A 15,041-nucleotide genomic window follows, 5' to 3' on the forward strand; every position below is an offset into this window, starting at 1 on the left:
ATGCTATATATGAATAGAGGTAGGGATGTTATGAGCAAGTTTACAGTAGCTTCTAATGGTGCATTAGAAACAACATTAAGAGGAGCAGAAGTATTATCAACACCACTTTTAAATAAAGGGGTAGCTTTCACACAAAATGAAAGAGAAGAGTTAGGTTTAAAAGGGTTATTACCGCCAGCGGTTTTAACGTTAGAAGAACAGGCACGCCGAGCATACGAACAATTTAGTTCTCAACCGGATGATTTATTAAAGAATGTATACTTAACTGCGTTACATGATCGAAATGAAGTATTATTTTATCGTATATTAACAGATCATTTACGTGAAATGTTACCGATTGTATATACACCAACTGTCGGTGTAGCAATTCAAAGATATAGTCATGAATATCGTAAACCACGTGGTGTTTATTTATCAATTAACGATCCATCAGGTATCGAAGAAGCATTCACGAATATCGGTGCAACAGCTGAGAACATTGATTTAGTCGTTGTAACAGATGGAGAAGGCATATTAGGAATTGGTGACTGGGGCGTTGGTGGTATTAACATCGCAATCGGAAAATTAGCTGTTTACACTGCTGCAGTTGGAATCGATCCTAGTCGTGTATTACCGGTAATTTTAGATGTAGGTACAAACCGTGAGGAGCTATTAAACAATCCATTTTATATTGGAAATCGTCACCCTCGTATAACAGGTGAAGCTTACGATGAATTTATTGATACGTTTGTACAAGCGGTAAACAAACAATTCCCGAAAGCACTTTTACATTGGGAAGACTTTAGCTCTCGTAATGCACGAAAAATTTTAGATAAATATCGTCATGATGTTTGTACGTTTAATGATGATATTCAAGGTACAGGTGCAGTTTCACTTGCGGCAGTATTATCGGCAGTGAAAGCTTCTGGTGTACCGCTAAGTGAACACCGCGTTGTTGTATTTGGTGCTGGTACGGCTGGAATCGGTATCGCAGATCAAGTTAGAGATGCGATGGTCCGCGTAGGCGTATCTGAAGAAGAATCATATAAGCGTTTCTGGTGTATTGATCGTAACGGGTTAGTTACAGATAATATGGAAGATCTTCTTGATTTCCAAATTCCGTACGCAAGAAAAGAAGCAGAAGTAAGTGAGTGGAAGCAAAATGATGTGATCGGACTTGCTGAAGTTGTGAAACATGTAAAACCGACAATTTTAATTGGTACATCTACTGTTGCAGGTGCATTTAAAGAAGAGATTATTAAAGAAATGGCTTCTCACGTAGAAAGACCAATTATTTTACCAATGTCGAATCCGACGCCACTTGCTGAAGCAAAACCAGCAGATTTAATCGAGTGGACAGAAGGAAGAGCGTTAGTTGCAACAGGAAGTCCATTTGAACCAGTTACATATAACGGTGTAACGTATGTGATTGGACAATCAAATAATGCACTTATTTTCCCAGGTCTTGGTCTTGGAACAATTGTAGTACGAGCAAGTGTCATGACGGATGGAATGTTCGCAGCAGCTGCTGAAGCAGTTGCAAGTATGGTAGATACAAGTCAGCCAGGAGCACCTATTTTACCAGAGGTCGAAGAATTACGTAATATCTCAGAAATGGTTGCAATTGAAGTAGCTAAAGTTGCAGTTGCAGAAGGTGTTGCAAGAGTGAACTTAAGTGATAACGATATCAAGATGGCAGTGAAAGAAGCAATGTGGAAGCCAGAGTATCGCCAAATAAAAGCGGTAGAAAAGGTTAGAATATAGAAAAAAAGCCCGTTTATAACAATAAGCGGGCTTTCGCTTTTACTACTGAAAAAAAGTATAGGAAGTGTCACCTTTGAATTGGAATCAATTATGGAAGAAAGATATGTCCCTTTTAATTATATTAATGGTCGTTGTTCCGATTGCTGGGGAGCTGAACTTTCATCCCTTTAATGATACGTTTCGAGTTAGCTTCGGTACACCGCTATTCTTCTTTTTATTATTATTTTTAAGAAGAGTACCAGCAGGAGTTGCAGGTATTCTTGTTGGTATATCTGTAGTCTTATTCCGAGTATGTCTTGACTGGATCATGCAAGGTTCATTTCATATGACAGAATCATTTTATTTGCGTTATCCTGTGTTCTTCTATTATTTTATTTATGGCAGTTTTTTTTCGCTTTGCAGGGTAAATAAGTTCCATCAGAAACCAATCATTATTGGATGCCTTGGAATTTCAATTGAAATTGTTGCAAGTATGTCAGAACTTGCGTTTTATCATATGTTAGTACTAGGTACAACAATAACGATTTCTGAAGTAAATAAACTCATCATTATTGCTATTTTTCGTAGTTTCTTTGCACTTGGTTTTTTAAATATGATGAATTTATATGAAACGAAATTAAAAGAATCGCAAGTTCGAAAAGAAAATGAAAATATGTTAATGCATCTTTCTAATTTATATGTGGAATCTGTTCATTTGAAAAAGACGTTACAAAATGCGGAGTTAATTACACAAGAAGCATATCAACTATATCGAAATTTACAAGTAAGCGCTGATTCAAGTAGTAAAACAGCATTGAAAATAGCGGGGGAAGTGCATGAAATAAAAAAGGATAATCAAAGGATATTTGCAGGATTATCTAAACTGTTATTAGATAAAAATGTGGCTGAATATGTAGAAGGGCATGAGTTAGCAGAAATGATTGTTAGAATAAACGAGAAGTATGCTGAAATGCTAGAAAAGGATATACGTTTTTCTAAACATATAGAAGGTGAGCATGCTGCATACCACGTGTATACAGTTCTATCAATTTTTAATAACCTCGCTGCAAATGCAGTTGAAGCAATTGAAGATAAAGGTGTCGTTATTATTAAGCTATATAAAAGAGATCAACATATATTTTTTGAAGTAATTGACGATGGACCTGGTATTGCACAAAAGTATAAGAAATTAGTATTTAAGCCAGGGTTTACTTCCAAGTATGATCAAACGGGAACACCGTCAACTGGTATTGGGCTTTCTTACATAAATGAAATGGTAACAGAGCTAGGCGGAGAAGTGAGATTAGAAGGCCGAGAAAATAAAAGAGGATGTAAGTTTATCGTTTGTTTACCAGAGGGTAGTTTAAAGCGGGAAGGGGAATAGATTTGTTTTATTATATCGTAGACGATGATGAAGTTTTCCGTTCGATGCTTTCGCAAATTATTGAAGATGGAGATCTTGGAGAAGTAATTGGTGAGGCGGATGACGGAGCTTTTATTGAGGCGGATCAACTAAATTTTAAAAAAGTAGATATTTTATTTATTGATTTGTTGATGCCGATGAGGGACGGAATTGAAACAGTTCGTCACATTGCGTCAACTTTCACGGGGAAAATCATTATGATTTCTCAAGTGGAATCGAAGCAGCTTATAGGTGAGGCATATACACTTGGTGTAGAATATTATATTACAAAACCATTAAATAAAATCGAAGTTGTATCTGTTGTACGCAAAGTGATGGAGCGTATTAGATTGGAGCGTTCTATACACGATATTCAAAAATCATTGAATAACGTGTTTCAGTGGGAAAAACCGCAATTGCGTACTGAACCAGTGCAAGAAGGAAAAAAGATAGGGGATTTAGGGCGCTTTTTACTATCAGAACTCGGTATTGCGGGAGAGAATGGAAGTAAAGATTTACTTAGTATGCTGGAATATTTATATGGTCAAGAAAAGGCACAGACATTTGAGTTTGGCTTTCCTGCGTTAAAAGAAATTTTCCATCATATTACGATAAGAAAATTAGGGGATTTAGCTTTAGAGGCGGATATTGATAAAGAGAAAAAAGCTTCTGAACAAAGAGTACGTCGAGCTATTTATCAGTCGTTAAATCATTTGGCTTCTTTAGGATTAACAGACTTTTCAAATCCAAAATTTGAAAGCTATGCTCCAAAATTTTTCGATTTTACCGTAGTTAGAAAACGGATGACAGAAATGACGAAAGATGAACTCGCATCTTCTGGTCATACGCGAATTAATACGAAAAAGTTTATTCAAGTGTTGTATTTTGAGGCGAAGAGGTTGATGGAGATAGAGTGAAGAAGATGCTTATAAATAAGCATCTTCTTTTGTTAAATCAACATTTTATATTTTCTCGTGGAGCATGTAAAATGTTAAGTAAGAGAAAATGGTTTTATATTAAGGAAGTGTCAAAGCAATGAGTTTCACATTGAATAAATCGATTATTAAAGAAGTGTGCGGAGAGACCTCATATAAAAGAGGTGAAGCCTATTATAAATCAAATAAAGTGATAATAGATCAGTACGATGAAAATAAAGAAATTTGTGAGGCGACAGTAAAAGGGAACGAGGATTTCCATGTTACAGTAGCAAAAGCCAAAAAGGGTGATGTTGTTGCAAAATGTAGTTGTCCTTCATTAGCGTCTTTTCAAACGTACTGTCAACATGTTGCAGCAGTATTAATACAAATAAACTATAATCAACAAACAGGTGGAATGAGCTCCACTAGTAGCAGAAATGATCAATTGACAAGTGGTATGTTTCAGCTGTTTGCAGATAAACCACTGAGACCAAAAAGTAAACAACACCGTTTTGATACACGTGAAATATTAGATATTGAGTTTATATGTACACCAGTTGCTACGAGAAGTGGTGGGGCTCTTCTTGGAATTCAATTGAAACTTGCCAAAGTGTATGTCATAAATCATATTAGAGAATTTCTTTCTAAGGTGGAGAAAAGAGAGTCTTTTCATTGTTCAAATGAATTTACATATACACCAGATGTACATAGTTTTAAACAAGAAACGGATGCAATTATTCAGCAGCTCATTAAAATGTATCATAACGAAAAAATGTATGAAGATACGCTAGAAGTACATGCGAAACAAGATGAAAGTATGATATTTATACCACCAGCTTCATGGAAAGATATGCTCTTTTCGCTTTCTAAAGTTGAATATGTACAGCTGAAACAAAATGAACAACTGTTTCAGAGATTACAAGTTTCAAAAGGGTTGTTGCCGTTACACTTTGAATTTACGAAGGGAAATAATGGCGGATTTACACTTCATATAGATGGTTTAAATCGTGTACAAGTTATGGATATGTATAACAATGCACTTTACGATGGGAAATTATATCACTTACACATTGAAGATTGTATGCGACTTATTGAATTACAAAAGATGATGAGTCGCTCAAATAGTAATCAGTTTTATATTCCAGAAAGTAAGATGAAACATTTCGTCGCGAAAGTTGTACCAGGATTAATGAAGCTCGGAACTGTACACATTGATGAAGTAATATCGGATCGTGTTGAAACACCTTCGCTAAAAGCGAAATTGTATTTAGACCGCGTGAAAAATCGCTTATTAGCAGGTCTTGAATTTCACTATGGGAACGTCATGATTAATCCGCTAGAAGAGGATGGACAGCCGTCTGTTTTTAATCGTGATGAGAAAAAGGAAAAAGAGATTTTAGACATTATGAGTGAAAGTGCTTTTGCAAAAACAGAAGGCGGTTACTTTATGCATAATGAAGAAGCTGAGTATAATTTTTTATATCACGTCGTGCCAACATTAAAAGGTTTAGTTGATATTTATGCGACGACAGCAATCAAATTGCGAATTAGTAAAGGGGATGCAGTTCCTCTTATTAGAGTGAGAAGAAAAGAAAGAATTGATTGGTTGTCATTTCGTTTTGATATAAAAGGAATACCAGAAGCAGAAATTAAAGGTGTATTAGCGGCCCTTGAAGAGAAACGTAAATATTATCGATTGGCGAATGGTTCGTTTTTATCGCTAGAGAGTAAAGAGTTTAATGAAATTAATCAGTTTATAAAAGAATCAGGTATTCGGAAAGAATTTTTACATGGAGAAGAGGTAAATGTTCCACTTATTCGGAGTGTAAAATGGATGAACGGACTTCATGAAGGCAATGTTTTAAGTTTAGATGATTCTGTTCAAGAGTTAGTAGAAAACATTCAAAACCCGAAAAAATTAAAGTTTGCTGTGCCAAATACTTTAAATGCAGAAATGAGAAAGTATCAAGTATATGGGTTCGAATGGATGAAAACACTTGCTCATTACCGTTTTGGCGGTATTTTAGCAGATGATATGGGACTTGGAAAAACGTTGCAAAGCATTGCTTTTATAGATTCTGTTTTGCCTGAGATTCGAGAAAAGAAACTACCTATATTAGTCGTTTCACCATCATCTCTTGTTTATAATTGGTTTAGTGAATTGAAAAAATTCGCCCCGCATATTAGAGCAGTTATTGCAGATGGAAACCAAGCAGAGCGCCGGAAAATTTTGAAAGATATAACGGAATTTGATGTCGTAATTACGTCATATCCATTACTGAGAAGAGATATAAGATTGTATGCAAGACCATTTCATACACTATTCCTTGATGAAGCGCAGGCGTTTAAAAACCCTACAACGCAAACGGCAAGAGCTGTGAAAACAATTCAAGCTGAATACCGTTTTGGGCTAACGGGTACACCTGTAGAAAATTCATTAGAAGAGCTATGGTCTATCTTCCATGTCGTCTTCCCAGAATTATTACCAGGAAGAAAAGAGTTCGGTGATTTAAGGCGTGAAGATATAGCGAAGCGAGTGAAACCATTCGTATTAAGACGATTAAAAGGGGACGTATTAAATGAGTTGCCAGAGAAAATAGAGCACTTACAATCATCGGAGTTATTACCCGATCAAAAGAGTCTCTATGCTGCTTATTTAGCGAAGCTAAGGGAAGAAACGTTAAAGCATTTAGACAAAGATACGTTACGTAAAAATAAAATTAGAATTTTAGCTGGTTTAACGAGATTGCGACAAATTTGTTGTCATCCTGCTTTATTTGTTGATGATTACAAAGGAAGTTCAGCTAAATTTGAACAACTGTTAGAGATTTTAGAGGAATGTAGAAGTACAGGGAAGAGAATATTAATTTTTTCTCAATTTACGAAGATGCTTTCCATTATTGGTCGTGAGTTAAATCGACAAGCAATTCCATACTTTTATTTAGACGGGAGTACACCAGCGCAGGAACGTGTAGAGCTGTGCGATCGGTTTAACGAAGGAGAAGGAGATCTATTTCTCATTTCTTTAAAAGCTGGTGGTACCGGACTTAATTTAACTGGTGCAGATACAGTAATATTATACGATTTATGGTGGAATCCAGCTGTTGAACAACAAGCGGCCGATAGAGCGTATCGAATGGGACAAAAAAATACAGTGCAAGTTATAAAGCTAGTAGCCCACGGAACAATTGAGGAGAAAATGCATGAACTGCAAGAAAGTAAGAAAAATTTAATTGCTGAAGTGATTGAGCCGGGAGAAGGGAAATTGTCCTCAATCACAGAGGAAGAAATTCGAGATATTTTAATGATTTAATATAAAAAAGCTATGCCTTCAAATTTATGAGGGCATAGCTTTTTTGTTGTAATAATTATATTTTGTTTTGTACAAAGTAAAGAAATCAAATGTTATTTAAATTACTTCTTTGTACCTTTACTTTTGTATGGTTTGGCAGCTGCCTTTTTCTTTGCACTTGATTGCCAACGGTTCCATCCTTTACTTCCTGTACCTTGTCCTACACCTTTTTTCGGTTTTGCTTTCGTTTTACTCATATGATCACTCCGTTATATAAAAATCTTATTTGATAATAGTCAATGATTTAGAAAATACTCTTTATAAATGACTATGATTGCTTTAAGTAAAAATAAACTGCTTGAATGCTATAGTATATCATGAAATTGGAAGTAAACTGAAAGGAATTATAAAGAAAATGAAAATAATAAGAAATACTGCGGATTCTATATTCCGAACGATCACATTAATTATTGTGTATACGTTAGTTTCGGTCAGTGAAACATTTTTTGGATTGACGAGGCAGAAAAAGTAAAGATGTTAAATTAACAACAATCAATAAAGCCGTAAAATAAAGAATTGAAAAATATTTTAAAACTTTTTGTTGACTTTCTTTATTTTTTGTATAGAATAATCATTAATAAAATGTTTCAGAGATGTGACAACAAAACGACTATGAAAGGACGAGTAGTAGTAGGACGTAGTTTAAGCGAGTCAGGGGTGGTGTGAGCCTGATACGAAGCCTATTATGAAGAACCTCCTGGAGTTGCTAACCGAAATCCTTTATAGGAAAGTAGACTTAGCCGGGAACTTCGCCGTTACAAGAAGAACAGTATCGAGATATTTCATCTCCGTATTGTATAAGTGAGCAACCTCTGTTGCTAATTTGGGTGGTACCGCGGAACCAAAGCCTTTCGTCCCAGTTTTTTGGGAAAGAAGGGCTTTTTTTGTTGGCTTCTTTTCACAACATCCAAACATTTTAGGAGGAAACCACCATGTATCAATCATTAATGACAGTAAGAGAGACTCAAATTGCAATTAAGGAAGTTAAAACATTTTTCGAGGACCAATTAGCAAAACGCCTTGAACTATTCCGCGTATCTGCACCATTATTCGTAACGAAAAAATCAGGATTAAACGATCACCTAAACGGTGTAGAACGTCCAATTGAATTTGATATGTTACATTCAGGAGAAGAATTAGAAATTGTTCATTCACTAGCGAAATGGAAACGATTTGCATTACATGAATATGGATATGAAGCTGGTGAAGGTTTATATACAAACATGAACGCGATTCGTCGTGATGAAGAACTTGATGCAACGCATTCCATTTACGTTGACCAATGGGATTGGGAAAAAATCGTTCAAAAAGAATGGCGTACTGTCGATTACTTACAAAAAACAGTACAAACAATTTATGGAATATTCAAAGATTTAGAAGATCACTTATTTGAAAAATATCCGTTCCTTGGAAAGTATTTACCGGAAGAAATTGTTTTCGTTACTTCTCAAGAATTAGAAGATAAATATCCAGAATTAACACCGAAAGATCGTGAACATGCAATTGCGAAAGAACATGGTGCAGTCTTCATTATCGGAATTGGTGATGCACTTCGTTCAGGTGAAAAGCACGACGGACGCGCAGCTGATTATGACGATTGGAAATTAAACGGTGACATTTTATTCTGGCACCCAGTACTACAATCTTCATTTGAATTATCATCAATGGGAATTCGTGTTGATAGTAAATCACTTGATGAGCAGTTAACGAAAACTGGTGAAGACTTCAAACGTGAGTATGATTTCCATAAAGGTATACTAGAAGACGTACTACCATTAACAATCGGCGGTGGCATTGGACAATCAAGAATGTGCATGTACTTCTTACGTAAAGCTCATATTGGTGAAGTTCAATCTTCTGTATGGCCTGACGATTTACGTGCAGCTTGTAAAAAAGAAAACATTCATCTGTTTTAATAGAAGTGAGGGAATAGCTTAAATATAGAGCTATTCCCTCTTTTTTTATAAAACATTACTTATTTATTACCGAGTTCTTCCGCTAAACCGATTAAAATTCCTTCGACTCCACGAATGTAGCAGAGACGATACGAGTTCTCGTACTGAACTACTTCGCCAACGAGCTCTGCACCATGCTTAGTGAGTCTCGATACCATTTCGTCAATGTCTTCAACGGTGAACATGACGCGTAGATAACCGAGGGCGTTTACAGGAGCTGTTCGGTGATCTGCTATAGTAGGAGGGGTGAGAAATCGCGAAAGTTCAATTCGGCTGTGGCCATCTGGAGTGGCCATCATAGCGATCTCTACGCACTGAGAACCGAGTCCAGTTACGCGACCAGCCCATTCACCTTCGACATTGGCTCGACCTTCGAGATTCAAGCCAATCTCCTCAAAGAAAGAGATTGCGTTATCAAGGGATTCTACAACGATGCTGACATTGTCCATTCGTAGTAATTTGTTTTTTGCCATAGTCTTATCTCCTTATGTATAAAAGTCTATTATTTAATTATCCCCGTAATTATACTACTAAGTAGTTACAAATTCCTTTCAGTCAAAAACACCTTGTCACAGTATAGGAAAATGTGACAAGGTGTTTTTTAATATGTCATATAGCATCGTGTTAACGAACAGCTTTTTATTTAATAGGAAGGTAATACATTAATATGATTTTTTTAGCATTACTAAATATATCAGATTAGCTCATTTGCACGAAAGGCTCAATTTTCGCCATAAATGATTGATGCAGCGCCTCAACGCCTGTTACTAAATGAAGGCGGTCAATAACGACAGACACTTTAATTTCTGATGTACTTACCATTTTAATATGAATATCTTCTTCTTTTAAAGTAGTGAACATATTTGCAGCGACACCTGGGTTAGATACCATGCCAGATCCTACGATTGATACTTTTGCTAAGTGATTTTCATGTTCTACAGATTCATAGTGAAGAGTTTCTTGATTTTGTTCCAAAACTTCTAAAGTTTCTCTTAAATCATTCGAATGAATGGAGAAGGAGAGGTGTACAGTTCCTTCATTTGTAATACTTTGAATGATGATATCTACATTAATGTGTGCTGCTGCTAATGTAGAGAAAACTGTTGAAAGCGAGCCTTGTTCTAATCCTTTAATTGTGACACGTGTAATGTTATCCTCAAATGCAATACCTTTAACGATTGATTGTTGTTCCATGTTACATTCTCCTTTTACAATTGTTCCGTTTTCTTGTTCCATACTTGAGCGAACTTCTAAAACTACGTTATGATTTTTAGCAAACTCAACAGCGCGCGGGTGTAATACGCCGGCACCGAGATTAGCAAGCTCTAACATTTCGTCATAAGAAATTTCGTCTAATTTGTAAGCATCTTTTACAACTCGTGGGTCCGTCGTATATACACCTGTCACATCCGTATAAATATCACATTTTTTTGCTTTAAGTGCAGCGGCTAGTGCGACAGCAGTTGTATCAGAACCACCACGGCCAAGCGTGGTAATTTCATTTTCTACACTTATACCTTGGAAACCAGCTACGATAACAATCGTGCCTTCAGCAAGATAAGATTGAATACGATCTGTATGAATGTCAGTAATCCGTGCACTACTATGTACAGATTCTGTCGTAATACCTGCTTGCCACCCTGTTAATGAAATTGCATGATAGCCTTTTGCTTGCAGTGCCATTGTTAATAATGAAATAGTTACTTGTTCTCCTGTAGATAGAAGCATATCCATTTCACGTTTACTTGGATTTTCTGTGATAGCGTTAGCGAGTGCGACAAGTTCATCTGTGCTTTTTCCCATTGCTGAAACGACAGAGACAATGCTATGACCTCGTTCATATTCTTCAATAATTAAATTTGCTACATGTTGAATGCGTTCGACGCTTCCGACAGAAGTGCCACCAAATTTTTGAACAATTGTTTCCATTACAAATTCCTTCTTTCGTCTATTTTTAAGAATAGATTAGGAAATATATAAATCCCAATACTCCTGTAGTTACCAGAAAGACAAACAAAAAACACCATCTCAAATAAGTGAGGATGGTGCTGTTACAGGAAAAGGGAAACAGAAAACGGAGCTAATAAAAAAAACGCCAAAAAAGGAATATCATAAAAAAATGATATCTCTTTTTTGTAGATAGCTCTTCATACGTACACGTCTGTACATATGACAGTTCTGTTTCTATTCGAAAACAGCCCCAATTGATAAATGCAGAGAAATTTATCAATTTCGGCAATACTTCCTTTCATCTAAGTTCATAGACATCTCTGTGTCTCCATTAGAATACTCATAAGTATCGCAACCTCTATCTCACGTTTTAGGCGAGAGTGTTTGATTTATGAAGTTGTTGGTAACATTTGTTTTATAATAATTTAAATTTTTCGGGGAATCAAGTGTTTTATATATATTTTAAAAATTCTTTCTTTTTTTGAGGAAGTTTGTGAAAAATGTAGCAAAATAAATCCATTGCATGTACATTAAACTTATAGTGCATAGGAGGTGGGGAGAATGAAAAGGAAACAGTCTATTTATGTTGCGACAAAAATGAACACGACGATGGAAAAATTATGGGAATATACGCAAGAACCAGATATACATACAGAGTGGGATGCTCGCTTTACTGAAATTTCGTATTTAGAGAAAAAAGAAGGAGAACCACAGAAGTTTTTGTATAAAACAAAGATTGGATTTGGGCTTGAAATAGTTGGAGAAGGGGAATCAATAGGTGAAATAAGAAAAGAAACTGGTGAAAGAATTTCTTCTTTAAAATTTTGGACGGATAATACATTATCTCTTATTCAAATAGGACGTGGTTATTGGAAGTATACGCCCAATAAAGAATACATCCATTTTGAGACACAATATGATTATGATACAAGATTTGGTCGTATAGGAAATGTGATAGATTCCTATATTTTTCGTCCGTTATTAGGTTGGGCGACTGCTTGGAGTTTTGATGCCTTAAAATTATGGTTAGAAAAGGGGCTTCATCCTAGGTTACTAATTAGAAGAACAATGAAGTATTGGCTCGTATGTTCTTTATTTGCTTTTGTATGGATATATCAAGGGATAGTGCCAAAACTACTGTTTACTCATTCAGAAGAAGTAAAGATGCTTTCTTTATTAATCGGTTCAAATGAAAGTAGTGTATGTATACTTAAAATAATTGGGGGGTTAGAAATAATTTTCGGTGTCGTATGGCTGTTGCCACTAACAAAACGAAAATTATTTATACTGCATATTATTGTATTACTAGTTTTAACGTTAGCGGCAGGATTTACGAATATCGCAAGCTTTACAGGACCGTTTAATCCGATTACATTAAATGTTCTTTTAATGGGGTTATCAATTGTCGGTTATATAAATAGTTTCGATTTACCAAGCGCGAAAAATTGCAAGAGGGCGAGAAAGGGATAAGTATATGGCTAATATGTATGAACGATTATTAGGGGATACCTATAAAAATCTTCATCCTGAATTGCAGAAGCGTTATGCGATTACAGAAGAGAATAGTTTTACAGGGGAAGGAAAGATGGATGAAATTTACGGTGGCTCTTTTTTCGTGAAATTTATATTGAAAATTGCATCGAAGTTTCGAATGTTTTTCTCGGAACGAGGAGAGGAAATTCCATTTACGATACAAAACATAGCTGAGCGAGATGAATATGGACAAGAATTAGTAAGGTGGAACCGTACTTTTTATTTTCATAATAAGAAAAGATATTTTAATGCAGTTATGCAATTGGATGAAAACGAAAATGAAATTGTAGATTATTTTGGTGAACCACATTTACTCGTTTCTACACTGCATTTTCATATCGATGAGTTAGGGGCAATGCATATTTCTTCAAAGAAACAATGGTTTTATATGTTTGGAAGAAAAATGCCGTTACCAAAATTTTTGTATGGTGAGGCAAAAATTGTTGAAAGTTATGATGAAACACTTCAGTGTTTTCGAATTCATGTACAAGTACGAAACCCGTTAATTGGTTCACTTTTTTCATATAAGGGAACATTTGGGGAAAGGGAATAAACGATATGAAAAATATAATATTTGGGCTTGCTTGCTATGTTGTTTTTCTAATATGTGAGTGGTCGAATATAAATCCTGTTGAAGCAATTATATTATTATCTGTTTTATTATTTATACCAATGTCATTTTGTATTATTGATAAAAGAACAAGAGATGGATCGCAATTATTATTTTATAAATCCGTATCATTTTTATATCCAATCGCAGCAATTTGCGCAATGCTAGCTTTCGTCACAAATCACTATTTATTTGCGCTAGTTTGGTTTGTATATACAGGAATTGTTGCATTATTTGGTGTAAGTAGATTGCTAGAAAGAGGATGGAAGCCGTTAGAAGAGATCGCCATAGATAGTGCGTTTATTTATTTGTTTTTAGGTGGTTTTTGGTTTTCTGCTTCAGTAGCAAAACTTTCAATTATGCATTTTAGCTCTGACATTGTCTTACTCACAGCTGCACATTTTCATTATTCGGCGTTTCTATTGCCATTATCAGCTGGTTTAATAGGGAGAAAAAGAGAAAAGAGAAGTAAAGTGTATGATGCTATTATGTTTATCATCATGATTTCACCTATGACAGTTGCAATAGGAATTACATACTCAAGAATATTTGAATTTTTTGCAGTGTTCCTATATTTATGTGCAATTTATGGGTATGGATTTTACGTTTGGAGAGCAAAATTTAATGCTATCAGTGCAAAGATTCTTCTAATCGTTTCGTCTAGTACACTCATGGTTACAATTATGTTCTCACTCATATATTCATACGGAAATTTGAAGCATGTCTTGACGATTACAATTGCTCAAATGGTTTGGATTCATGGTGTTGTCAATGGAATTGGAGTAGCGTTACCGGCATTTATCGGCTGGGTGATTGAAAAGAGTGTTCCGAATTATAAATACTATGGGAAACCAATGAGTAAGTTAAGAGGAAATGTGGCAATTGGTGAGGCTTATTTATATAGCAGCAATTTAGTAGACAGTAAGGAATACAACGGTTTAGTTGATAAAGTAAATGACTTTCATAGTGAGGCATTTGATGTGACGAAGGTTCCTTTAAGTATTATTCATTTTTATGAAAATACAGCAGAGTATGAATTGCAATCGAATATTAAATGGGCTCGTTGGTTCCGTCCGTTCGCACTTTGCTATGAGAAAATGAGTAAGCGTGTAGAACAAATACATTTAGGAATGGGCGGCAATTGGGAAACGATGCATGGCTCTATCATTAGTGTCATAGATGAGAAAGATGGAAGAGAGAATGTAAGGGCTTGGCTAAGAAAAAATGAAGCAGGTGAATCTATTTTTGTAGCTCTTTATTCAAAGCATACAAATAAGAATGAGACATATATGAATATCGCCTTACCTTTACCTTATTCGAATATGACTGGTATTTTGAAACTATATAATGATAGTCATGATTTAATTATTACTAGTAAGTTAAGAGAAAATGGTCAGGGAGATGAGGGGATTTATTTACATACTCGGTTCTTGACAATCCGTTTACCGTTTGCAGAGACTTTTATTATAAAAGAGCGCACGGATCACATACTAGAAGCTAATCATAGAATGTGGATATTTGGAGTTAAGTTTTTAGAAATTGATTATAAGATTAAGAAAGTAGAGGAGAAGTAAGAAAAGCTTGGAGAGATTCCAAGCTT

11 protein-coding genes, 1 riboswitch and 1 other annotated feature are annotated in these 15,041 nt (G+C 35.4%); of the genes, 8 read left to right on the forward strand and 3 right to left on the reverse strand.

The features are described 5' to 3' along the window. The first annotated feature begins 30 nt into the window (after positions 1-30). From malS to MR169_RS11320, 4 genes are all read left to right on the forward strand, one after another. The gene (gene malS / locus MR169_RS11305) at positions 31-1,743 is read left to right on the forward strand and encodes an oxaloacetate-decarboxylating malate dehydrogenase (RefSeq protein ID WP_016117558.1); all 1,713 of its coding nucleotides are present in this window, start codon (positions 31-33) and stop codon (positions 1,741-1,743) included. A gap of 64 nt (positions 1,744-1,807) precedes the next feature. Then, positions 1,808-3,106 carry a sensor histidine kinase gene (locus tag MR169_RS11310; RefSeq protein WP_002195356.1) on the forward strand — a complete coding sequence of 433 codons (1,299 nt, stop codon included), beginning with the start codon at positions 1,808-1,810 and terminating at the stop codon, positions 3,104-3,106. A gap of 2 nt (positions 3,107-3,108) precedes the next feature. After that, on the forward strand, positions 3,109-4,041 hold the full coding sequence (locus tag MR169_RS11315) for a response regulator (RefSeq protein WP_000500302.1): 933 nt from the start codon (positions 3,109-3,111) through the stop codon (positions 4,039-4,041). 118 nt (positions 4,042-4,159) lie between these two features. Further along, a complete protein-coding gene (locus tag MR169_RS11320) occupies positions 4,160-7,354 on the forward strand; it encodes an SNF2 helicase associated domain-containing protein (protein WP_242319413.1) in 3,195 nt (1,064 codons plus the stop codon). A 101-nt stretch (positions 7,355-7,455) separates the two neighbouring features. Here MR169_RS11320 and MR169_RS11325 read toward each other — a convergent pair whose 3' ends face one another. Then, positions 7,456-7,590 (reverse strand): DUF3934 domain-containing protein, encoded by a 135-nt coding sequence (locus MR169_RS11325; RefSeq protein ID WP_000047588.1) that lies wholly within the window; start codon positions 7,588-7,590, stop codon positions 7,456-7,458. A gap of 406 nt (positions 7,591-7,996) precedes the next feature. Then, positions 7,997-8,255 (forward strand) — a binding site (T-box leader). Positions 8,256-8,325: 70 nt separating this feature from the next. On the opposite strand from MR169_RS11325, the gene asnA reads away from it, so the two are divergent. Beyond that, entirely contained in the window at positions 8,326-9,309 is a 984-nt protein-coding gene (gene asnA, locus MR169_RS11330) for an aspartate--ammonia ligase (protein ID WP_000284914.1), read from the forward strand. A gap of 59 nt (positions 9,310-9,368) precedes the next feature. Here the strand turns inward: asnA and MR169_RS11335 are convergent, their stop codons facing one another. Beyond that, positions 9,369-9,821 carry a VOC family protein gene (locus MR169_RS11335; RefSeq protein WP_001107256.1) on the reverse strand — a complete coding sequence of 151 codons (453 nt, stop codon included), beginning with the start codon at positions 9,819-9,821 and terminating at the stop codon, positions 9,369-9,371. Between the two features lie 226 nt (positions 9,822-10,047). Further along, positions 10,048-11,277, reverse strand: coding sequence for an aspartate kinase (locus MR169_RS11340; protein WP_000448031.1), 1,230 nt, complete (start codon positions 11,275-11,277; stop codon positions 10,048-10,050). A 203-nt stretch (positions 11,278-11,480) separates the two neighbouring features. Continuing rightward, positions 11,481-11,667, reverse strand: a riboswitch (Lysine riboswitch). A 192-nt stretch (positions 11,668-11,859) separates the two neighbouring features. Between MR169_RS11340 and MR169_RS11345 the strand changes: the two genes are divergently transcribed. From MR169_RS11345 to MR169_RS11355, 3 genes are read left to right on the forward strand one after another with little or no spacing between them, the layout of a single operon-like run. Further along, complete coding sequence (locus MR169_RS11345) at positions 11,860-12,768, forward strand: DoxX-like family protein (RefSeq protein WP_242319414.1); 909 nt, start codon at positions 11,860-11,862, stop codon at positions 12,766-12,768. A gap of 4 nt (positions 12,769-12,772) precedes the next feature. Next, the gene (locus MR169_RS11350; RefSeq protein ID WP_061664457.1) at positions 12,773-13,384 is read left to right on the forward strand and encodes a DUF4166 domain-containing protein; all 612 of its coding nucleotides are present in this window, start codon (positions 12,773-12,775) and stop codon (positions 13,382-13,384) included. A gap of 5 nt (positions 13,385-13,389) precedes the next feature. After that, positions 13,390-15,015, forward strand: a complete 1,626-nt coding sequence (locus MR169_RS11355) for a YndJ family protein (RefSeq protein ID WP_242319415.1) — start codon at positions 13,390-13,392, stop codon at positions 15,013-15,015. Positions 15,016-15,041 lie beyond the last annotated feature (26 nt).

The organism is Bacillus cereus group sp. BfR-BA-01349 (genome assembly GCF_022663795.1).
Classification (GTDB): domain Bacteria; phylum Bacillota; class Bacilli; order Bacillales; family Bacillaceae_G; genus Bacillus_A; species Bacillus_A cereus.

Coding starts and splice junctions, on each gene's coding strand:
- malS (WP_016117558.1), top strand. CDS start 31: ATGAGCAAGTTTACAGTAGCTTCTAATGGTGCATTAGAAACAACATTA.
- MR169_RS11320 (WP_242319413.1), top strand. CDS start 4,160: ATGAGTTTCACATTGAATAAATCGATTATTAAAGAAGTGTGCGGAGAG.
- MR169_RS11325 (WP_000047588.1), bottom strand. CDS start 7,590: ATGAGTAAAACGAAAGCAAAACCGAAAAAAGGTGTAGGACAAGGTACA.
- asnA (WP_000284914.1), top strand. CDS start 8,326: ATGTATCAATCATTAATGACAGTAAGAGAGACTCAAATTGCAATTAAG.
- MR169_RS11335 (WP_001107256.1), bottom strand. CDS start 9,821: ATGGCAAAAAACAAATTACTACGAATGGACAATGTCAGCATCGTTGTA.
- MR169_RS11340 (WP_000448031.1), bottom strand. CDS start 11,277: ATGGAAACAATTGTTCAAAAATTTGGTGGCACTTCTGTCGGAAGCGTC.
- MR169_RS11345 (WP_242319414.1), top strand. CDS start 11,860: ATGAAAAGGAAACAGTCTATTTATGTTGCGACAAAAATGAACACGACG.
- MR169_RS11350 (WP_061664457.1), top strand. CDS start 12,773: ATGGCTAATATGTATGAACGATTATTAGGGGATACCTATAAAAATCTT.
- MR169_RS11355 (WP_242319415.1), top strand. CDS start 13,390: ATGAAAAATATAATATTTGGGCTTGCTTGCTATGTTGTTTTTCTAATA.